At 71.1% G+C, this 20,045-nt stretch carries 17 protein-coding genes; 11 read left to right on the forward strand and 6 right to left on the reverse strand.

Annotated elements, in window-relative coordinates:
- Window positions 1–11: 11 nt before the first annotated feature.
- Complete coding sequence (locus tag P1V51_12585) at window positions 12–854, reverse strand: hypothetical protein (GenBank protein MDF1563877.1); 843 nt, start codon at window positions 852–854, stop codon at window positions 12–14.
- Between the two features lie 340 nt (window positions 855–1,194).
- Between P1V51_12585 and P1V51_12590 the strand changes: the two genes are divergently transcribed.
- From P1V51_12590 to P1V51_12625, 8 genes are all read left to right on the forward strand, one after another.
- Window positions 1,195–3,396 carry a lamin tail domain-containing protein gene (locus tag P1V51_12590; protein ID MDF1563878.1) on the forward strand — a complete coding sequence of 734 codons (2,202 nt, stop codon included), beginning with the start codon at window positions 1,195–1,197 and terminating at the stop codon, window positions 3,394–3,396.
- 20 nt (window positions 3,397–3,416) lie between these two features.
- Window positions 3,417–5,267: a hypothetical protein gene (locus P1V51_12595; GenBank protein ID MDF1563879.1), complete on the forward strand. Its 1,851-nt coding sequence runs from the start codon at window positions 3,417–3,419 to the stop codon at window positions 5,265–5,267.
- 3 nt (window positions 5,268–5,270) lie between these two features.
- Window positions 5,271–6,224: an aldo/keto reductase gene (locus P1V51_12600; protein MDF1563880.1), complete on the forward strand. Its 954-nt coding sequence runs from the start codon at window positions 5,271–5,273 to the stop codon at window positions 6,222–6,224.
- A 36-nt stretch (window positions 6,225–6,260) separates the two neighbouring features.
- On the forward strand, window positions 6,261–7,112 hold the full coding sequence (locus tag P1V51_12605) for a hypothetical protein (protein ID MDF1563881.1): 852 nt from the start codon (window positions 6,261–6,263) through the stop codon (window positions 7,110–7,112).
- A complete protein-coding gene (locus tag P1V51_12610; protein ID MDF1563882.1) occupies window positions 7,109–7,942 on the forward strand; it encodes a hypothetical protein in 834 nt (277 codons plus the stop codon). The genes P1V51_12605 and P1V51_12610 overlap by 4 nt, the downstream gene beginning before the upstream one ends.
- A 14-nt stretch (window positions 7,943–7,956) precedes the next feature.
- Window positions 7,957–8,997 (forward strand): DUF933 domain-containing protein, encoded by a 1,041-nt coding sequence (locus P1V51_12615; protein MDF1563883.1) that lies wholly within the window; start codon window positions 7,957–7,959, stop codon window positions 8,995–8,997.
- 180 nt (window positions 8,998–9,177) lie between these two features.
- Window positions 9,178–9,870: a hypothetical protein gene (locus tag P1V51_12620; GenBank protein MDF1563884.1), complete on the forward strand. Its 693-nt coding sequence runs from the start codon at window positions 9,178–9,180 to the stop codon at window positions 9,868–9,870.
- Between the two features lie 193 nt (window positions 9,871–10,063).
- The gene (locus P1V51_12625) at window positions 10,064–10,747 is read left to right on the forward strand and encodes a hypothetical protein (GenBank protein MDF1563885.1); all 684 of its coding nucleotides are present in this window, start codon (window positions 10,064–10,066) and stop codon (window positions 10,745–10,747) included.
- On the opposite strand, the gene P1V51_12630 is transcribed toward P1V51_12625, so the two are convergent.
- The 3 genes from P1V51_12630 to P1V51_12640 are packed head-to-tail and all read right to left on the reverse strand — an operon-like array spanning window position 10,748 to window position 14,106.
- Window positions 10,748–11,866 (reverse strand): hypothetical protein, encoded by a 1,119-nt coding sequence (locus tag P1V51_12630; protein ID MDF1563886.1) that lies wholly within the window; start codon window positions 11,864–11,866, stop codon window positions 10,748–10,750. It abuts the gene before it with no gap.
- Between the two features lie 12 nt (window positions 11,867–11,878).
- Window positions 11,879–12,787, reverse strand: a complete 909-nt coding sequence (argF, locus tag P1V51_12635) for an ornithine carbamoyltransferase (protein MDF1563887.1) — start codon at window positions 12,785–12,787, stop codon at window positions 11,879–11,881.
- Window positions 12,787–14,106: a cyclic 2,3-diphosphoglycerate synthase gene (locus P1V51_12640; GenBank protein ID MDF1563888.1), complete on the reverse strand. Its 1,320-nt coding sequence runs from the start codon at window positions 14,104–14,106 to the stop codon at window positions 12,787–12,789. The genes argF and P1V51_12640 overlap by 1 nt, the downstream gene beginning before the upstream one ends.
- A 94-nt stretch (window positions 14,107–14,200) precedes the next feature.
- Between P1V51_12640 and arcC the strand changes: the two genes are divergently transcribed.
- Complete coding sequence (gene arcC, locus P1V51_12645) at window positions 14,201–15,172, forward strand: carbamate kinase (GenBank protein ID MDF1563889.1); 972 nt, start codon at window positions 14,201–14,203, stop codon at window positions 15,170–15,172.
- Between the two features lie 66 nt (window positions 15,173–15,238).
- Here arcC and P1V51_12650 read toward each other — a convergent pair whose 3' ends face one another.
- Window positions 15,239–15,679, reverse strand: coding sequence for a GNAT family N-acetyltransferase (locus tag P1V51_12650; protein ID MDF1563890.1), 441 nt, complete (start codon window positions 15,677–15,679; stop codon window positions 15,239–15,241).
- A 10-nt stretch (window positions 15,680–15,689) separates the two neighbouring features.
- Window positions 15,690–17,480: a polynucleotide adenylyltransferase PcnB gene (gene pcnB, locus P1V51_12655; GenBank protein ID MDF1563891.1), complete on the reverse strand. Its 1,791-nt coding sequence runs from the start codon at window positions 17,478–17,480 to the stop codon at window positions 15,690–15,692.
- Window positions 17,481–17,714: 234 nt separating this feature from the next.
- Here pcnB and P1V51_12660 point away from each other — a divergent pair, with 234 nt between their 5' ends.
- Both P1V51_12660 and P1V51_12665 read left to right on the forward strand, forming a co-directional pair.
- Window positions 17,715–18,566 (forward strand): PHP domain-containing protein, encoded by an 852-nt coding sequence (locus P1V51_12660; protein MDF1563892.1) that lies wholly within the window; start codon window positions 17,715–17,717, stop codon window positions 18,564–18,566.
- 37 nt (window positions 18,567–18,603) lie between these two features.
- Window positions 18,604–20,043, forward strand: coding sequence for a M20/M25/M40 family metallo-hydrolase (locus tag P1V51_12665; protein ID MDF1563893.1), 1,440 nt, complete (start codon window positions 18,604–18,606; stop codon window positions 20,041–20,043).
- Window positions 20,044–20,045: the final 2 nt, after the last annotated feature.

The following is a 20,045-nucleotide window of genomic DNA, read 5'->3' on the forward strand; positions in this document are numbered from 1 at the left end:
GTCATCTCCTCCTACGGCTCCAGCTGCCAGACGAGCAGGGCATCGCCCCGGGCGCCGGTGACGAACGAGGGCCACAGGTCACCGGAGGCCCAGTAGACCTCCTCCACCCCACCCTCGAGGTCGAACTTGAAGTAGCGATAGCTGCGGGTCTGCCAGTCGGCCGGCAGGCGCCCGAGCTCGGCGGCCTTGTTGGCCACGGCGGTCAGCTCGGCCGAGAGGGCCGGCAGGCTGCGCGTGTCGCGGCCCTCGACGGTCACGTTGGGGACCTCCACCGGGAAGGGATCCATCGCGGCCCGGACCCGGCTGCCCTCGCCCATCTCGACGTAGCGGCCGTGGGGGAAGTTGCGGTCGTAGTAGACCTTGGCGACGCCGCGGAAGAGGTCGTCCATGAGCAGATCGACCTGGTAGGTGAAGGTGTCGAGGCGCTCGGGGGCGACCAGGCCCGCGTAGGGGCCGGCCTCCGAGGCCTGCTGGATCTCGATCCGGGCGACGCTGCGCTTGTAGTCGCCGATGACCCGCCGCTCGAGGCCACCGACCCGGTAGTCGAGGAGGAAGAGGTCACCGAGCGCACCCGCGTTCACCGCCTCGTCCGGCCCCACGTCGCGGCGCTCGAGGCGACGATCGGCGCGGAACTGGTAGGCGACCTGCCAGGTGTGGCCGGTCCGCAGGAAGCCGGTGCGGCCGAGCTCGGCCTGCTCGTAGGCCGAGGCCAGGTCGGCCGGATCGCAGTCGAAGCAGTCGGCCTTGATGTCGGTGCCCTCGAAGGCGTCCTCCTTCGAGCCGACGTTCTGGTTCCCGTTGCCGCTACAAGCGGCGATCAGCAGGGCCGAGAGCCCGAAGGCTCCCCATCTCATCCACCTCATCACAATCCTCCCGAAGAGTGCGCGGGCCCACTGGCGAGGGGGCCTTCGGCGCATCGCATCATTTGAGCAGTCGGTGCCCCCCTTGGCAAGCTACGTGCCATTTCCCGGGAGCCCGCAGGTGCAGGATCCGTCGCCTGCTGGCCTGCTGCGCGGGGCCGCCGCGGAGTGGAGTGTTCATATCCTGAACAGTCCACCACCCGCTGGACGATCGGGACCGCGGGAGGCCGGTGGCTTCCTGTGAGCGGCGGGTGGCTCTGTTATGCTTCCGGACGAATCGATCGCCGTGCCGGAGGGGCCGGCGACACCGTGTAGATCTCGGAGGAAGAGCAACATGCTCCGGCGCTCGTTCGGATTGGTCCTGCTGTCCACCCTGGTGCTCACCGTCGCCTGCGGCGGCAAGCCCCCCACCCTGCTCGCCATCGGCAACCAGACCGTCGCCGCCGGAGAGACCCTCACCATCGACATCGCGGCCAGCGACCCCGACACCAGCCGCCTCTCCTTCAGCGCGGAGAACCTGCCGGCGGGCTCGACCCTCGACTCCTCCGGTGAGGCCCAGGCCCGCTTCCGCTGGGTGCCCACCGCCGCCGACGTGGGCGACCACCACGTGGACTTCTTCGTCACCGACGGCCGCTCCATCGACTCCGAGGCCATCGTCATCACCGTGACCTCCGGTGGCGGCACCGACGGCCCGGAGTTCGTGGGCCAGACCACCTGGGTCCTCGAGGCCGACCAGAAGTCGATCCAGAAGACCATCGAGGTGCGCGACGACGCCGCCACCTCCATCGACTGGACCATCCAGGGCAACCCGGCCGGCTCGACCTTCACCCCCCTGATCAAGCGGGCCGTCTTCTTCTGGGAGCCGGACGCCACCCAGCGGCAGCAGCCCCAGTACACCTTCTCGGTCACCGCCCGGAACCCGGCCACCGACAAGAGCGCGGACCAGGTCTTCACCATCCTGATCCGCAACGGGGGCAGCACGACCTGCACCACCAACAAGCCGAACATCACCTCCACCACCCCGGCCACCCTCGACGGCGCCAACGACTTCTCCATCAGCGCCAACGTGACCGACGCCGAGTCGAAGGTTCAGAAGGTGACCGTCTCCTACGCCTTCGGCGCCAGCCCGGCGGCGGCCGACTTCGTGAACCTCGACATGATCGCCGGCACCGACCCCGCCTGGACCGCCAGCGCCCGCCGCGCGACCGATCTGGGCCCGGGCGAGTTCGACACCCTCAACTACGAGATCTGCGCCACCGACGACGACGACACCACCGGCGACGCCTGCGATCAGCAGACCTGCACCGGCCGGCTGACGGTGAACGTGCGGCTGGCGGGCGGCGGGGGCCTGTGCGAGTCCTGCAGCAGCGACGCCGGCTGCGGCACCGCCGAGGATCGCTGCGTCACCACCCTCGGGACGCCCTTCTGCGGGGTGGACTGCTCGGGCGGAGGCTCCTGCCCCACCGGCTACACCTGCACCGATCTGGGCGGCACCATCTCCCAGTGCACGCCGGTCAGCGGGACCTGCGGCTCCAGCGGCAGCCCCGCCGCCCAGCCCGGCGACCTCATCATCAACGAGGTGCTGGCGGATCCGCCGGCCGACACCGACGTGAACGGGGACGGCATCGCCTCGACCACCGGCGACGAGTTCATCGAGATCGTCTCCTACGCCTCGAGCACCGTCGACATCGGCGGGGTGACCGTCGCGGACGGCACCCAGGTGCGCTTCACCTTCCCCCTCGGCGCCACCCTCGGCGCCGGCGAGGCCGTCGTCCTCTTCGGAGGAGGAAACACCGGCAACTTCACCGGCATCGGCAACGCCACCGCCTACGCGGCGTCCTCTAACGGCACCGCCGGCACCCTCGGCCTGAACAACACCGGCGACTCGGTGCAGCTGCGCACCCCCGCCGGGCAGGTCATCGACGCCATGAGCTACGGCGCCAGCGCGGGCCAGGACGAGTCGGTCACCCTCGACAACCAGGTGGGCGGCATCATCTACGTGCGCCACTCCCAGGCCACCGGCTCCTCCACCCCCTACTCTCCGGGCACCGTGAGCTGCGGAGGCAACTTCCCGGTCAGCGGCAACGTCTGCAACGGCGCCTACTGCGGAGACCGCGCCCAGGACGCCGACACCGAGCCCAACAACGACCTGGCCTACGCCGGTTGCCTCTTCGACACCTTCTCGGTGGGCTTCACCGGCAGCCTCCACTATGTGGGCGGCACGGGCGGCCCCGGCCCCGATCCCTGGGACTACTTCATCTTCTGGGCGCCCCAGGGGACCCGGCTCGATCTGCTGACCTCGGCCGTGAGCGGGCAGCCGGAGATCAACACCACGATCTCGATCCTCGACTCCACCGGCATCGAGCTCGCCTTCGGTGACGACACCACCGATGGCAGCGGCAACCTCACGAGCTTCTACTCGGAGATCAACGGCTACGTGGTGCCCGCCGACGGCACCTACTACGTCGCCATCGCCACCTATCAGGGGAGCGCCGATCAGAACGGCGCCTACGAGTTCCTGATGGTGGGCAACTGATCCAGCTGGAGAACCCTGCCGTGCGTGCCGTACCCTCGCTCCCCACCGCCCTCCTCGCCGCCCTCCTCGGCCTCGCGGCCTGCGGACCGCCACCGGTGGATCCTCCGAGCGTCGGCACCATCAACCTCGCCCGGGTCGAGCCCGAGACGGTGCTGCCGGGGACCCGCCTGCGCTTCGTGGGCAGCGGCTTCCTGCCGGACGAGACCGTGGAGGCTCACTTCCAGGGCACCTTCGGCGGGGGCTCGGTCGATGGCACCCTCCCCCTGCGCTACGAGTCGGTCACCGAGCAGGTGCTGGTGGCCGACGACACCTTCTTCGCGCTGCTCGGCGGAGACAACGGCACCTTCGGAGGCCGGGTGACCCTCTCGGTGATGCGCAAGGGTCAGCTCCTCGAGGACACCGAGTCGGTCTCCCTCTCGATCCTCCCCACCCTCACCCCCACGCTCCTGCAGATCGAGGACCAGGCCCTCGCCTTCATGGAGCGGGCCCGGGTGGACGGCCGCGGCTTCCTCCTCCCCGGGGAGGGAGAGACCCGCTTCCTCTTCAACGGCACCTTCACCCCCAACGGCGGCGCCGCCATTCCCCTCTCCGACGCCCAGCTCACCGTGGACGTCGAGGGGCGGGTGGAGGCCTTCTACCTCCACACGCCAGAGGCCCTGGGCCTGGCCGCCGGAACCCTCGAGGGCGAGCTCCTCGTCGAGAACCACCACCTGCGGGGCGACGTCGTCACCGGCGGCAGCCTGCCGGTCCTGCTGACGGTGCTCGAGCCGGCCGTGGCCTCGGCCAGCCCCTCGGCGGCGAGCCGGGGGCAGATCATCTCCTTCCTCGGCCGGGGCTTCCTCCCCGATGACAGCAGCAAGAGCCAGCGCACCGTGCTGGTCTTCGACGGGACCTTCACCACCGGCGACGGCACGGTCCAGAACCTGAGCGGCGCCAACGCCCTCGAGCTCTTCCCGACCTACGAGGAGCCCGGGCGGGTCTCCTACGTCATCCGCCCCACCCGGGGCAGCAGCGGCAACCTCGAGGGCCTCGGCTCGGTGCCCGGCACCTTCGACGGCGAGGCCCGCATCCGCCTCGAGTACGACGGCGCCGAGCTCGTCGGCCCGCCCTGGCTCGGCACCTTCCAGATCGTGGCCACCAAGCAGGTGGTCTACCTGAAGTACCTCGACAGCTTCAGCGACGGCCTCGCCCGCTTCGGCCTGCGCAACGTCGAGCAGCAGGTCCGCGCCCGGGTGCTCGAGGTCTGCGAGCGCGACTACCAGCCCTACAACGTCGAGTTCCGCGAGGAGCGGCCCACCGACTTCCACGACTACTCGGTGATCGAGGTCTCGGCGATCGATCCCAACGGCGCCGGCCTCTTCGGCCTCGACAACACCGAGGGCAAGGACGAGGGCAACAACCGCCTCAACGACGTCATCGGCGGCCGCAACGCCGAGAGCCAGGAGCAGGGCTTCTACGCCTTCGGCGGGGTCTTCGTGGAGAGCTTCCTCTCCTTCTCTCCGAAGAGCGCGAGCCCCAGCCCCATGTCCACCGATCGCTTCGATCGCATCTTCGACGGCATCGTCCCCGAGCTCGGCGGCGCGGAGGTGATGGCGGGCGAGTTCCCCGGCGGTCAGCGCGACACCGAGATCTCCGAGGCCCTCCGGGTGCTGGGCAACCTCATCGGCAACACCCTGGTTCACGAGATCGGCCACTCCCTGGGCATGGCCGCCGTCCCCACCGGCTTCCACCACGACGGCAGCACCCCGGGGCTGATCATGAACGCCGGCTCGGCCCGCAGCTTCGAGGAGCGCGCCGAGCTCGACGGTCAGGGCCCGGCGGTCTGGGGCTCGACCGACGGCGCCTACCTCGAGTCGATCCTCCCCAAGTAGGGCATGGCCACCTTCTCCCCGGTCACCCTGGGCCTCTGGGCCATGGGCGGAAAGTACTGGGGCGAGGACGTCCGCGACGAGGACTCGATCGCGGCGATCCACGCCGCCCTCGACCTGGGGATCGAGAGCTTCGACACGGCGCCCCTCTACGGTGAGGGCCACGCCGACGAGCTCCTCGTCCGGGCCCTCGGGGAGCGCCGTCACCAGGTGACGATCGCCACCAAGGTCGGCGTCCGCCTGCCCACCGCGGCCGGAGAGCACGCCCGCTCCGATCTCTCCCCGGCCCACCTGCGCGCCGACTGCGAGGCCAGCCTGCGCCGGCTGAAGCTCGAGCGCATCGATCTCCTCCAGATCCACTGGCCCTGCGAGTTCGGCACCCCCCTCGAGGAGAGCCTCGCCACCCTGGTGGCGCTGCAGGGGGAGGGGAAGATCGCGGCCTTCGGCCTCTCGAACTACGACGCCCCCACCCTCGCCCGGGCCCGCCAGCTCGCCCCGGTGGCGACCCTCCAGACGCCCTACTCCCTCCTGCGCCGGGAGTACGAACAGGGCCTGGAGGCGGTCTGCCTCGAGCCCGCGCCGGCCCTGGGGGTCCTGATCTACGAGCCCCTCTGCCGGGGGCTGCTGACGGCCAAGTTCGACGAGGAGAGCACCTTCCCGGACTCGGATCTGCGCGCCCACGACGACCGCTTCTCGGGGCCGGCCTTCCGCCGCGCGCTCCGCCTCGCCGAGGGGCTGGCCAGGATCGCCGAGCACTTCGACGCCACGGCCGCCGCCCTGGCGATCGCCTGGGTGCTGCGCCGGCCCTCCGTGAGCGCCGCCCTGGTGGGCGCCAAGCGCCCCGAGCAGGTGCGCCAGAACGCCGAGGCGGCCCGCCTGGCGGCCGATCCCGGGGTCCCCTGGGAGGTCCTGGACCGGATGGCCGAGGCGATGAGGCCGCCACCGCGTCACCGGCCTTGAGCCCCCGCGTCGGGATGTGAGAGGTTGCCGCTCGCCGTGAAAGAGCGCTTCTCCCGCATCCTCGAGACCTGCACTCCCTACTTCGTCAGCTCGCCCCTTGGCGCCATCCCGTATCCGGGTGAAGCGCCCCTGGGGATCGAGGTGGCCGAGGAGCACCGCTACGATCCCCACAAGGTCGCGAGCGGCGACTTCCTCCACGCCCTGCAGCGCCTCGACGAGCTGACCTTCGGGCCGGTGGGCATGACCATGCCCCGCTGGGTCTTCTACGACTGCGCCGAGGTCCCGGGGGGCATCTTCGGCTTCGGGCGGCCCGCGGCCGAGCTGCCCGACTGGGTGCGGCGCGGCCTGGACGTCCCGGTCGACTACGTGGGCCTGGTGCCCCTCTCGATGTACGTGGCGATCCCGATGCTCGAGGCGGGGGCCTGGCACACCTACACCCTCTGCACGATCAACGAGGTCGCCCCCGGCGCCGCGCCGACCAACCTCGGCGTCCTCACCGAGGCCGCCGCCCTCTCCATCTTCCAGGTGAAGCTCGCCTACGGCGCCACCCAGTGGCGCTCGCGCAAGCTGAAGGTCCACAGCCGCTTCGGCCCCCTGGAGCTGCTCACCGCCTGGACCCCGGCCCACTCGGATCCCTCCACCACCACCTTCCGCTTTCCGGTCGAGCCCGCCCGGATCGAGGCGGCCCTGGCGATGGACGATCATCCCCGCCCGAGCGGCGAGGACATCGAGTGGATCGACTGCGACGATCGCGAGGCCCTCGTCGCCCTGCAGACCCGCCTCGAGGCCGGCGAGCGCTTCGAGCTGCTCTCGGGCGCGGTGAGCGAGGGCGACGTCTCCCGGGTGCCGATCCGGGCGATGGCCCCGGGCCCTGGAGGTGCCGCATGACCCTCGCGACCCGCAACCCCGGCCTGGTCGAGCGCCTCGAGCCCTTCCTGGTCTGCTACCGCGGCCACCGCGGACACTTCGACCTCTCCCCCCTGGGTGTGACGATCCCCGAGGCGAACCTCGTCGATCCGATGCGGATGGAGTCCGAGCGCTTCCTGCTCCTCCTCCAGACCCTCGACAAGCTCACCTTCGGCCCCGAGGGCATGCCCATGCCCCGCTGGGTCTTCTACGACGCCGCCGAGATCCCGGGCGCCATCTTCGGCTTCGGCGCCCGGCCCTCGGCCCTGCCCGAGCGCGTGCGCGAGCAGCTCGGCGTGCGGGACGACGAGACGGGCCTGGTGCCCTTCTCGATGTACATCGCCATCCCGGTGAGCCCCCCGGAGGTCTGGTTCGGCCACAACCTCGCCAGCCTGAACCCCACCTTCCCGGATCTGGGGCTGAAGGGCCTGGCCAGCATCACCAAGGCCCTGGGCCTGCAGGTCTTCCGCTGCCGCACCCAGATCGGCGCGACCCAGTGGGACTCGGACGCCCTCCACATCCACACCCGCTTCGGCCCCCTGGAGCTGGTGACCGCCTACACCCCGGCCCACTCCGAGGCCGAGACCCTCACCTACCGCTTCGACATCACCGAGCAGAAGATCCGGTGCGCCCTGGGCGATCCGGAGGCCTCGCTCGACGTCCCCGAGCCCACCCTGGAGATCACCGCCGGGGACGTGGCCGCGATGCAGGCCCTGCAGCAGCGCATCGAGGACGGCGAGCGCTTCTGCCTCACCGGCCCGCCGCGCCGCAGCGGCGGCGAGCGGCGGGTCCCCGTCGCCAGTCTCGACTAGAGAGGATCATCACCATGCGCGTCGGCATCGTCGGCTTCCCCGGCTGCGGGAAGAGCACCGTCTTCCAGGCCCTGGCCCCCGGAGCGCCGGGCAGCAAGGGCGGCGTCACCTACGGGAACATCAAGGTCCCCGACGAGCGCGTCGACGCGCTCGCGAAGATCTTCAACCCCAAGAAGACCACCTTCGCCGAGATCACCTTCCTCGACGTGAGCGAGACCGGGAAGGCGGCCAAGGGCGCCTTCTCCCCCGAGGTCATCCAGGAGATGCGCAACGCCGACGTGCTGGTCCACGTGGTGCGCGCCTTCGACAACCCGATGCTCGGCGAGCCCATCGATCCGCAGGCGGAGGTGCAGGCCTTCGACGACGAGATCCTCCTCATCGACATGGCCCTCCTCGAGCGGGCCGTCGAGCGGATGATCAAGGAGCAGAAGAAGGGGCTGCCCCTCGACGTCCGCAAGAAGTGCCTGGAGCACCTCGAGGGCGGCGAGCCCCTGCGCAACCTCGAGCTGACGGCGGAGGAGGAGGCCGAGCTCTCGGCCGTGCAGCTCCTCTCCCGGAGCCCCCTGGTCCGCGTCTTCAACCTCTCGGAGGAGACCTGGGAGGATCCCGAGTACGCGAGCCTCAAGCCCCTGAAGGGCCCCGAGGGCAACGCCGTCTCCCTCGGCCTCTGCGCCGCCATCGAGAGCGAGATCGCGCAGCTGGAGACCCCCGAGGAGCAGGCCGAGTTCCTCGAGAGCCTGGGCCTCGAGGCCCCCGCCAAGATCGCCTTCGTGAAGGCCGCCTACCAGCTCCTCGACCTCATCTCCTTCCTCACCTCCGGTGAGGACGAGTGCCGGGCCTGGTCCATCGCCCGGGGCACCATCGCCCGGGCCGCCGCCGGCAAGATCCACTCGGACATCGAGCGCGGCTTCATCCGCGCCGAGGTCTACCGCCTCGAGGACCTGCTCGAGGCGGGCACCGAGGCCGCCCTGAAGAAGGCCGGCAAGATGCGGCTGGAGGGCAAGGAGTACGTCGTCCAGGACGGGGACGTCATGCACTTCCGTTTCAACGTGTAATTTCCGGGGGGAGGTCCCTCCCCCCGGACCCCCCAGGTCGAACCCCCGGTTCAAGGGTCCGCTCCCGGAGGGGACTGCGCGTCCCCTCCGGGTCGCTGCTGCCCGAGGTCCCCCTCGAAGCCCCTCGCACCCGACCGCCCACCCTGGCGCGCCCGTTCTTGGACGTCAGAGCGACTGGTCATGGTGGTCTGGTCGGAGCGCACGGGCATCCAAATGGCAGGTGGCGAAACGCAGCCGAGGGGCAGATCTCGGACAGCTTGGTCCTTCGCGGAGGCCCTCTCGAACTTCGTTCGCGTGGTGGATGACTCCTCTCGCCTGGTGCCCCGCTGGATGGTCCCGCTGATCATCCTCCTCTGGACCGGCTTCGTGGCCGTGGCCTGTGTTGTCCTGTTCCCCTACAAGGTCCTGCATTCGCTCCTCCCCTCGAAGCCCGATCCGATGGAGCTGCTCCGGACGCATGTGGAAGGAGTGTGGCGGGTGGGCAACCCTCGAGCCGCTCTGGCTATCGTCCGCGACACGCATCGGGAACTCCTGGATTCCGTCAGGAAGCGCCCATGGGGGCGAAAGCGGATCGCTCCCTACGGCAAGATGGGTATGGACCACTTCCTCCAGCTCGCCATGTATCGGTACTACTGCGAGCGGCGGCTGGGCGAGCAACTCGGCGCCCTCGAGGCCTGCGACTCGGTCCTCGCGTTCGCGGGTGAGGAACAGCCGCCCGATCCCCGGCGACCCCCCTGGTGGCAGCTCCGCAAGGCCGAGGCGCTGGTGGCCCTCGGCGGGCGAGGCGCCGCCATCGAGTACCTCATGCGCATGCGCAACCCGGCCGCTCCGGTACCGCAGATCGAGGAACACCTCCGACAGCTCCATCTGTGATCGGATGTGATCGGTGATCGGGGTCAGACCCCGACACATGACATATCGACCAAGTGTCAATTGTCGGGGTCTGACCCCGCTTCCCGCTTCCCCCCGCTTCGTCGGGGGGTCTCTCGCTGTCCGACCGCTCTCCCACGCGCTCGCGCTCGGCTGCTCCAGGTTCTCGCTATGATGCGACCGAGGTGGTCATCCGATGAGTGACTTCGAGCGCGCCTGGCAAGGGAAGCTCCGTGCGGGGCTGGTGAAGCTCGGTCGTCCGGAGCTCTTCGAGGCGAGTGGTCCCTGTCCCGACGACGCTCCGCCGGAAGAGCGGGTCGCGTGGAACGGTCGATTGCAGGCGCTCCTGCAGGCCGCGCTCTCACCCGCGAAGCGAGCGGAGCTGCTCACCGGCTGCGCCTGCCGCTACCCCCCGGAGGAGCTCGCCTTCCTGCGAGAGCTCTACCGGGAGAGCGGGAACCTCGCTCGCACCCACGAGGCGCTGCAGGCGTTCTTTCTCACGATGATCAGCGAGTACAAGCAGCTCGACGACGAGCACCTCGCCTTCATCCAGGAGAACGACATGGGGATGGCCGGCCGGCTGGAGGGCCGCACCATCACGGCCGTGAAGATCCCGAAGGAGCTGAAGGCCTATCTCGCGGCGGACGAACCGGACGAGCGGGCCCGGCTCTACTGCCACTGCCCCCGGATCCGCGACGCCCTCGAGGCGGCGCGGGAGACGCTTCCGGCCGACTACTGCCTCTGCAGCGCCGGCTTCTACCGCTTCCTCTGGGAGGAGATCCTGGAAGCGCCGGTCGAGGTGAGCGTCACCCGGACCCTGCTCGCGGGTGATCCCATCTGCGAGTTCCGGATCGTCCTGCCCCAGCTTCCGGCGCCCTGATCAGGGCCCGGTGCAGCGCCGGGGGCCGAAGGGCAGGCTCTGATCCACGGCGATGCCCAGGGTGAGCACGTCCAGGTGCGAGGTGCCCAGGTAGAAGTGGGTCTCCTCCGGCGTCCCGCCGATGTGGGCGAGGTTGCCGGGGCCGGTCTCGTGCCCGGCGGCCACCACCACCGCGCGATCGGTGCCGGGCAGGCGCAGGATCATCCGGGTGCCGCGGGCGGGCCGGTCGCTCACCTGCCAGTACATGTTCACGTACCAGCCCTCCTCGAGGACCGGCAGCAGGGTGGGGCTGCCGATCCCGGCGCCGTAGAAGCTGCCCCCCTCCAGGGGCGCCCAGGACTCCAGGCGGTGCATGACCAGGCCGGTGGTCTCCTGGGAGAGGGCGTAGTGGCGCTCGATGAACTCCCGGGCCGCGCTCGGGTAGGGCTCCGGCTCCTCGGCGGTGACCAGGTGCGCCTCCCGCACGATCGGCCCGGTCGCCGGCATCGCCAGGGTGTTCCCCCCGTCGTTCACCCGGGCCATGGTCCCCACCTCCAGGCCGCAGTCGCCCTCGCTGGGCACGAGGAGGCCGAGGTCCAGGCCGTAGGGGCCGGCGTGCTCCACCCCGCCCGAGACGTAGGTGTCGGCGACGACGTAGACGAAGCCCGCCTCGAGGTCGGCCGCCACCGAGAGGTCGCCCCGGTCGAGGCAGTCGGCCGCGTCGAGGGAGGCGAGGAGGTGCAGATCCACGTCGACCCCGGCGCCGTCGTGGACGGCGGCCGAGAAGAAGCCGGCGGTGGGGAGGCGGACCCGGTAGATCCGCTCGGGGCCCGACTCGTCGGTCCCCGGCGCGCAGCCGTAGCCGTCGAGGTCCCGGGCGGTGGAGAGGCCGGTGTCGTTCTCGTCGTGGAAGGGCAGCGTGTCGACGCAGATCACCCCGAGGGGGCAGTCGCTCCCCCCGTCACCGCCGTCGCCCGGACCGCTGTCCGTGCCGCCGTCGTCCGGACCGGCGTCGCTCGCCCCGGCATCGCCGTCGGGCAGGCCACCGTCCTGCCCGCTCGCCGTCCCGGCACCGCAGGCCGGCGCCAGGAACAGCGCGACGAGCAGGGCCGGAGCGGCGAGGTGGGTCGAGATCGTCATCCAGCCCCCGCGCTAGATGGCCACCCCGCCCATGAGGTGCAGCAGGATCGCCTTCTGCGCGTGCAGCCGGTTCTCGGCCTCGTCGAAGACGACGGAGCGGGCGTGGTCGACCACCTCGTCGGTGACCTCCTCGCCGCGGTGGGCCGGCAGGCAGTGCATGAAGATGGCGTCGTCCTTGGCCTTGCCGAAGAGCTCGCCGTTGACCTGGTAGGGCTGGAAGAGCTTCAGGCGCGCCTCGTGCTCGGCCTCCTGGCCCATGCTGGCCCAGACGTCGGTGTAGACCACGTCGGCGCCCTGGCAGAGCTTCGCCGCGTCGGTGTCGACGACGACCTTGCCCAGCTTGGAGGCGGCCTCCACGATCTCGGGCACCGGCTGGTAGCCCTCGGGGGCGGCGATGCGCACCTCCATCCCCATCCGGACGCCGCCGTTGATGAGGGAGTGGGCCATGTTGTTGCCGTCACCGACGTAGGTGAGCACCAGGCCCTCGAGGTGGCCCTTGTGCTCCTGGATGGTCTGGAGGTCGGCCATCACCTGGCAGGGGTGGAGCAGGTCGGAGAGGCCGTTGATCACCGGGATGGTGCCGGTGGCCAGGTCATCGACGTCCTTCTGGGCGAAGACCCGCGCCATGATCCCGTCGAGGTAGCGCGAGAGCACCTGGGCGGTGTCCGGGACGGTCTCGCCCCGGCCCAGCTGCAGGTCGTTCCCCGAGAGGAAGAGGGCGTGGCCCCCGAGCTGGAACATGCCCACCTCGAAGGAGACCCGGGTGCGGGTCGACGACTTCTGGAAGATCATCCCCAGGGTCTGACCCTCGAGCGCCTTGCGGTACTCGCCGGGGTTCTTCTTCACCTTGGCAGCCAGCGCCAGCAGGCCGCCCAGCTCCTCGGAGGAGTAGTCCGAGAGGGCGAGGAAGTGCTTTGCCATCACGCCACCACCTTCTTCAGCTCGTCGAGGAGGGAGGGATCGTCGGCGAAGGGATCGAGCACGTAGTTCACGCGCTGCGCCGGCTTGCCGAGCTCGACGTTGGCGGCCAGGTCGAAGGGCGTGCCCACCAGGATGAGGTCGCACTCGACCGCGTCGATGGTGGCCTTCAGATCCGCGATCTGCTCCTCGAAGTAGCCCATGGCGGGCAGGAGCTTTCCGATGTGCGGGTAGGTCTCGTAGGTGGTCTGGATGCTGCCCTTGAAGTGGGGCCGCGGATCGACGACCTCGGCGGCGCCGAAGGTCTCGGCGGCCACCTGGGCGGCGCCGAAGGTCATGCCGCCGTGGGTCAGGGTCGGGCCGTCCTCGATGCAGAGGACCTTCTTGCCCTTCACGGCGTCGGGGTCGGCCACGCTCACCTTGGAGGCGCAGCGGATGACGGTCGCCGAGGGGTTCAGCTTCGCGGCCGCGTCCTGCACCGCCTTCACCTCCTCGGCCGTCGCCCGCTCGGCCTTGTTGATGCAGATGACCTGGGCGGCGCGGAAGTTCACCTCGCCGGGGAAGTACTTCGTCTCGTGGCCGGCCCGCAGGGGGTCGGCGACGGTGATCCAGAGGTCGGGGGTGTAGAAGGGCCAGTCGTTGTTGCCGCCGTCCCAGATCAGGACGTCACACTCCTCCTGGGCCTGCTCGAGGATCGCGCCGTAGTCGACGCCGGCGTAGATGACGTTCCCCTCCTTGATGTGGGACTCGTACTCCTCCCGCTCCTCGAAGGTGCACTCGTGCTCGTCCATGTCCTCGACCTTGGCGAAGCGCTGGACGGCCTGCTTGGCGAGATCGCCGTAGGGCATCGGGTGGCGGACCGCCACGACCTTCTTGCCCATGTCCTGGAGGGCCTTGGCGACCCAGCGGGAGGTCTGGCTCTTGCCGCAGCCGGTGCGCACGGCGCAGACGGCGATGACCGGCACCTTGGCCTTCAGCATCGTGTCCCGGGTGCCCAGCAGCCGGAAGTCGGCGCCGGCGGCGTTGCAGCGGGCCGAGATGTGGCCGACGTGGTCGTAGGAGACGTCGGAGTAGCTGAAGACGCACTCGTCGACCTTCAGGTCGGCGATGACCTTCTCCAGGTCGTCCTCGGGGAAGATCGGGATGCCCTCGGGGTAGAGCTTGCCGGCCAGCGCCGCGGGGTAGCGGCGGTCGTCGATGTTGGGGATCTGGGCAGCGGTGAAGCCAACGACCTCGTGGGTCTCGTCCTCGCGGAAGACCACGTTGAAGTTGTGGAAGTCGCGCCCCGCGGCGCCGATGATCAGAACCCTGCGTCGAGTCATACCTGGCCTCCTTGGCTTCGTTGGTCCCCCCCGGACGGGTGGGACACGGCCGCCCGGTATAGCACAGGGCCGAGGGAGTGCTAAGGTGCGCCCCATGCGAGACAAGTCACCGGAATCAGGGGCCCAGACGGTCGTCGTGGCGATGGGCGGCCACGCCTTCATCCAGCCCGGCGAGCGCGGCACCATCCACGATCACGAGAAGAACGCCAAGGAGATCTGCGTCCAGCTGATGTCCCTGGTGGAGCGCGGCTACCACCTGATCATCACCCACGGGAACGGCCCCCAGGTCGGCAGCCTGCTGATCCAGGCCGAGCGCGCCCGGGACGAGGTCCCCCCCTTCCCCCTCGACGCCAAGGTCGCCGAGACCGAGGGAGGCCTCGGCTACATCCTCCAGCAGGCCCTGCTCAACGAGCTGCGCCGCCGGGACATCCGCCGCTACGTGGTGACCATGGTGACCCAGGTGCTGGTCGACGAGAACGATCCCGCCTTCCAGAACCCCACCAAGCCCATCGGCCCCTTCATGTCGAAGGAGGACGCCGAGGCCCGCAAGGCCGAGTTCGGCTGGGACATCGTCGAGGACTCGGGCCGCGGCTGGCGGCGGGTGGTCCCCTCCCCGAAGCCGAAGCGCGTGATCCAGCGCGACATGATCCGCGACGCGGCCCTCCAGGGGCACATCGTGGTCGCCGGCGGCGGCGGCGGCATCCCCATCAAGAAGAACGACGACGGGGACTACGAGGGCGTCGAGGCCGTCATCGACAAGGACCTGACCTCCAGCGTGCTGGCCGCCAACATCGGGGCCGACCTGCTGATCATCCTCACCGCCGTGGACGCGGTCTACCTCGGCTTCAACACCCCCGAGCAGGAGGCCCTCGGGGCCGTCACCCTGCGGGAGTGCAAGGAGCACATCGATCGGGGGCACTTCCCGCCCGGCTCGATGGGCCCCAAGGTCGAGGCCATCTACAACTTCCTGAAGGCCGGCGGGCGCCGGGGGCTCATCACCAGCCCCGACAAGCTGATCGCGGCGCTCGACGGTGAGGCCGGGACCCACTTCGTCGGACATATCTAGCCGGGGCACCCGCGTGTACGTGAACGTGTACGTGTACGTGCACGTCCGTCCACGAAGCCCCGCGACTCAACAGGTGCCCGCTGGGCCCCACGCCTTCCTGAGGTAGAGGACGTCGCGCCGCAGCTGGTAGCCCGCCTCCTCGAAGAAGGCGAGGGAGGCCTCGTTCTGGTGCTCGACGAGCGCCGTGACGATGATCCGGCCGCGAGCGCGGAAGGCCGCCTCGCAGGCCTCCACCAGCCGGCGGGCCAGGCCCGTCCGCCGCAACTCGGGGTGCACCGCCAGGCGGTTGATCCAGCCCTTGCGCCCGTCGTCGGTGCCGACGACGCTGCCCACCAGCCGGTCGGCGAGGTAGGCGCCGAGCCAGAGGTCGGCGTCACGGGCCCGCTGCCGCTCCAGCTCCGCGAGGGTGTCCCGGCCCTCGGGCTCGTGGGGCAGCCCGGCCTCCTCCCAGAGTCTGTGCAGCGCCGCGAGCTCCCCGGGCTCGATGGGCCGAAGGGTGACCTCCATGGCCGGCGCGCTAGCCCTTTCCTCCGCCGCCGCCGCCCTTGCCGCGGCCACCCCGGCCTCGCCCGCCGCCGCCGCCGCCGCCGCCGCCGCCGCCTCCACCACCGCCACCGCCGCCGCCACGGCGACGACGACCGCCCCGGCGACGACGCCGTCCGCGGTCCTTGCCGTCCTTCGAGCCGCCACCGCCGCCCTGCTGGATGCGCTCCCGCCAGGCGAGCACCGCGGCCCGGCCCTCGCCGGTGGCCCGGGAGCGGATCTCCAGGAGCTCCACCGCGTCGCCGAAGTAGGCCTGCTGCACGAAGCGGCCCACCGAGAAGCGCTTGCGCCGCTGGCCGGCGAAGATGCGCTGGGCACCGATGATCAGGCGGATCCGCTCCACCCGCTTGCGGGGCAGGCGGGCGTCACGGACCAGCTCGGCCAGCATCGTGTCGAGCTCGTCGGAGCGCGGCCCCGGCCAGCCCTCGCCCTCGAAGAGGGTCGCCATGAGGGTGGCGAGCAGGACCGAGTCGTCGAGGGGCCTGCCGTCGAGCTCGTGGATGCGCTCGTCCATCGCGTCCAGGTGCGCCCAGAAGCGCACCTGCTGCGCCTCCTCGGCCTTCTCGAGGAAGGCCGCGACCGGAGGCACGAGGTGAGGCAGCGCGCCGATCTCCTCCAGGATGGAGAAGGCCGCCCGGGAGGCGCCGCTGCGCAGCAGGCGCAGGACCTCCTCCAGGACCCGGGGGGAGGAGCACTTGGTGATGTCGGGGGCGCTCTCCTTCATCGCCGCGAAGGTCGCCGCCTCGATCTGGAAGCCGAGCTTCGCCGCGAAGCGCACCGCCCGCAGGATCCGCACCGGATCCTCGGCCATCCGGATGCCGGGCTCGCCGATGGTCCTCACCTTGCCGGCGCGCAGATCCTCGAGGCCGCCGACGTGGTCGATCACCTTGCCGGCCTTCGGATCGTAGAAGAGGCCGTTGATGGTGAAGTCCCGGCGGCGGGCGTCCTCCTCGGCCGTCCCCCAGACGTTGTCCTGCTCGATGTAGAGGTCGTCCCCCTCCTCGGGGGCCTTCCCCTCCTCGTGCGGGCTGGTGCGGAAGGTGGCGGTCTCGATCACCTTCCCGCCGCGGAAGTAGATGTGCGCGAGGCGGAAGCGCCGGCCGATGAGGCGGCAGTTCGAGAAGACCTCCTTGATCTCCTCGGGCTTGGCGCTGGTCGCCACGTCGAAGTCCTTGGGCTCGAGCCCCACCAGGAGATCGCGGACGCAGCCGCCGACGAGGTAGGCCTCGTGCTCGAAGCGGCGCAGGCGGCGGGTGACCATCACCGCCTCGGGGTCCAGGCGGCCGCGATCGATCTCGGCGGCCTCGGCCTCCTCGTCCGCCTCCTCCTCGCCGGTCTCCTCCTCGACGTCGAGGCTCTCACCCGCGGCCTCGAGCGCGGCGCGCTCCTCGGGGTCGAGGTGGGCGTCGAAGCGGCGCGCCAGCAGCGACTCGTCGTCGACCTCCTCCTCGTCCTCCTCCTCCGAGTCGTCCTCGGTGTCGTGCTCGTCGAACTCGTCGTCCTCCGGGTCCTCGGACTCCTCGGCCTCGGTGGGCTCGGTGGGCTCCCCGGCGGCGGCCTCCTCGGGGCTCTCCGCCTCCTCGGCGGCCTCCTCTCCGGAGGGCTCCGCGTCGGTGGCGGGGGCCTCTTCCTCGGCCTCCTCGTCCCCGGAGGCCTCCTCGGCGGCGGCCTCCGCGGCCGGCGTCTCGCTGGCCTCGCTCTCGGTGTTCTCGACCTCCTCCGGGGAGGAGTCTGGCTCGGTTGTCTCGCGGCGTTTGGCGCTCACGGTGGATCTGGACCTCGTGGAATCGGTGGGGGCAGGATGCCCGGCACCCGGCGACCGCCTTCTCTTTCTTCGGGCGGTCGGGTGGGCGTGCTCTTCACGGCCACGCCGGGTGCAACAGCCCTCGAACCTTAGGCTGGTGTAAGAGCCCGTATTGGCTGGTATTCGAGGTGGGGCCTACCTAGCACCGCCCCTCGCCGGTTACAAGCAGCCTCCGAGGGCCCCCGAAAGAGGATCATGAGCAGCGCACCCTATCCGGTGGATCTCCACGCCCACACCCTGGTCAGCGACGGCCTGCGCACGCCGGCCGAGCTGGTGGAGCTCGCCGCCGGGCGAGGCGTCCTGACCCTCGCCCTCACCGACCACGACGCCGTGGAGGGCATCGCCCCGGCCCGGGACGCCGCCGCGCGCCACGGGCTGGAGCTCGTCCCGGGGGTGGAGCTCTCCTGCGACCTCGACGCCCGGGAGGTCCACCTCCTGGGCCTGGGCATCGATCCGGACGCCCCGGCGCTGCGCGAGCTCCTCACGCGGGCGCAGGCCTCCCGCCGCAAGGCCTTCCTGAGGGCCCTGGAGCGCCTGGCGACCTGCCGGGTGCCGCTGCCCGAGGACCTCGTCGAGCGGCTGGACGCCCAGGGCACCCGCGCGCTCGGCCGGGCCCACCTCGGGCGGGCCCTCACCCGCGCCGGGCACACCCGCAGCGTGGGCGAGGCCTTCGCCCGCTTCCTGGGCGAGGGCGCCCCGGCCCGGGTGATCCGGGAGCGCCCCTCCCTCGAGGAGGCCATCGAGGTCGTGGTCGCGGCCGGGGGGCTGCCCCTGCTCGCCCACCCCGGGGGCTACGCCGGGTCGACCTTCGGGGTGGAGCGCCTCCGCCAGCTGAAGCGGCTGGGGGTGGTCGGGCTGGAGCTGCGCCACCCGGCCCACAAGAGCCAGAAGATCCGCGCCTTCCGGGAGGCGGCCCTCGAGCTCTCGCTCCTGGTCAGCGGGGGCAGCGATCATCACGGGTACCCGGGGGATCAACCGCCGGGCAGCCAGGGCCTCGACCTGGAGGAGTACCGCCCGCTGGCCGCGCGCCTGGCCTCGACAGGATGAGGGGGTTCGTCCCATGGTGCTCCTGCGGGAGGAACGAGTGAGCACACCCTTCGACTTCCTCGAGGCTGCGCGAGAGCTGATCGCGGCGCCCAGCGTCTCGGCGATGGGCAACGACGCCGCCCTGGCGGTGGTCCGGCCGCTGGCCGAGCGCTGCGGGCTCACGACCTCGATGCTGCCGGGCGAGTACCTCGGCCGCACCCACCACAACCTGCTCTGCGCCCACCCGGGCAGCCCCGGCGCCGACGGTGGCCTGCTCCTCCTGACCCACTCGGACACCGTGGACCCCGGCGCGCTCGAGGCCTGGACGGCGACCGGGAACGATCCCTACCGCCTCACCCGCGACGGGGACCGGCTCTACGGGCTGGGCACGGCGGACGTGAAGCTCGACGCCCTCTGCAAGCTCCTGGCCCTCGATCGGGTGCGCGAGCTGAAGCTCACCCGCCCGGTGCACTTCCTCTTCTCCTTCGCCGAGGAGGTGGGGTTGGTCGGCGCCCGGCACTTCATGGCCGATCCGCCGATCCGCCACGCCTTCGCCTCCGCCGGCGAGCCGAGCGAGCTGACGATCATCCACGCCCACAAGGGCTACCTGGTCATCCGGGTGCAGCTCACCGATCCCGGCGCCCCGCCCCTCTCGGGCGCGCGGCGCGAGCGCACCTTCGAGGGCCAGAGCGCCCACTCGAGCACCCCTCACCTGGGCGACTCGGCCATCGAGCGCCTCCTCGACGCCCTCCACCCGGGGCCCGGCCCGGCCGGCTCCCACCCCGACGAGGGCGTCGCCCGAAGCCAGGGGGCCCGGGGGCTGGACGCGGCGGCCGTGCGCGCCGCCCTCGGCGGTGGCGTGGCGGCGGTGCGAGGCGGCGAGGTCGCCAACCGGGTCGCCGATCGCTGCACCCTCGAACTGGACGGCGTGGGCCCCGACGGGAGCGCCCTGCTCGCCGCCGCGGCCGAGCTGCGCGCCCGCTGGTGCGCCCTCGTCGCCGGCCTCGAGCCGACCGAGGACCGGCGCTTCGATCCTTACCACTCGGTCTACAACCTCGGCCGGATCCGGCTCGAGGCCGACGAGGAGGGCCGGGCCTCCCTCGACGTCCTCTACGACTGCCGGATCCTCCCGGGCCAGGACGCCGAGGCCGCCGCCCACGCCTTCGAGCGCGAGATCGAGGCGGTGGCCCGGGCCGGCGCCTTCGACTGGAGCGTCGAGGTGGACCGCGACTCGCGGGCCCTCTCGGCGCCTCCGGACGGCCCCCTGATCGAGGCGGCCATCCGGGCTGCCCGCCAGGTGGGCACCGACCCCACGCCGAGGACCAAGGCCACCAGCACCGAGGCCGGGGTCCTCGCCAGCCGGGGCGCCCAGGCGATGGTCTTCGGCGCCGGCGTCTCCGTCGGCAACGTCCACAAGCCCAACGAGCACAACCTCCACTCCCAGCTGCTCACCGCCATCGACTTCTACGAGGCGCTGATCCGCGAGCTGTGCACCTGATG

The organism is Deltaproteobacteria bacterium (assembly GCA_029210625.1).
Lineage (GTDB): Bacteria > Myxococcota > Myxococcia > SLRQ01 > SLRQ01 > JARGFU01.

What these genes read in the sequence shown, in the direction of transcription:
- P1V51_12625 (MDF1563885.1), top strand. Translation starts at nt 10,064, where the DNA reads ATGAGTGACTTCGAGCGCGCCTGGCAAGGGAAGCTCCGTGCGGGGCTG.
- arcC (MDF1563889.1), top strand. Translation starts at nt 14,201, where the DNA reads ATGCGAGACAAGTCACCGGAATCAGGGGCCCAGACGGTCGTCGTGGCG.
- P1V51_12640 (MDF1563888.1), bottom strand. Translation starts at nt 14,106, where the DNA reads ATGACTCGACGCAGGGTTCTGATCATCGGCGCCGCGGGGCGCGACTTC.
- P1V51_12660 (MDF1563892.1), top strand. Translation starts at nt 17,715, where the DNA reads ATGAGCAGCGCACCCTATCCGGTGGATCTCCACGCCCACACCCTGGTC.
- P1V51_12600 (MDF1563880.1), top strand. Translation starts at nt 5,271, where the DNA reads ATGGCCACCTTCTCCCCGGTCACCCTGGGCCTCTGGGCCATGGGCGGA.
- P1V51_12585 (MDF1563877.1), bottom strand. Translation starts at nt 854, where the DNA reads ATGAGATGGGGAGCCTTCGGGCTCTCGGCCCTGCTGATCGCCGCTTGT.
- P1V51_12590 (MDF1563878.1), top strand. Translation starts at nt 1,195, where the DNA reads ATGCTCCGGCGCTCGTTCGGATTGGTCCTGCTGTCCACCCTGGTGCTC.
- P1V51_12615 (MDF1563883.1), top strand. Translation starts at nt 7,957, where the DNA reads ATGCGCGTCGGCATCGTCGGCTTCCCCGGCTGCGGGAAGAGCACCGTC.
- P1V51_12630 (MDF1563886.1), bottom strand. Translation starts at nt 11,866, where the DNA reads ATGACGATCTCGACCCACCTCGCCGCTCCGGCCCTGCTCGTCGCGCTG.
- P1V51_12650 (MDF1563890.1), bottom strand. Translation starts at nt 15,679, where the DNA reads ATGGAGGTCACCCTTCGGCCCATCGAGCCCGGGGAGCTCGCGGCGCTG.
- P1V51_12610 (MDF1563882.1), top strand. Translation starts at nt 7,109, where the DNA reads ATGACCCTCGCGACCCGCAACCCCGGCCTGGTCGAGCGCCTCGAGCCC.
- P1V51_12620 (MDF1563884.1), top strand. Translation starts at nt 9,178, where the DNA reads ATGGTGGTCTGGTCGGAGCGCACGGGCATCCAAATGGCAGGTGGCGAA.
- argF (MDF1563887.1), bottom strand. Translation starts at nt 12,787, where the DNA reads ATGGCAAAGCACTTCCTCGCCCTCTCGGACTACTCCTCCGAGGAGCTG.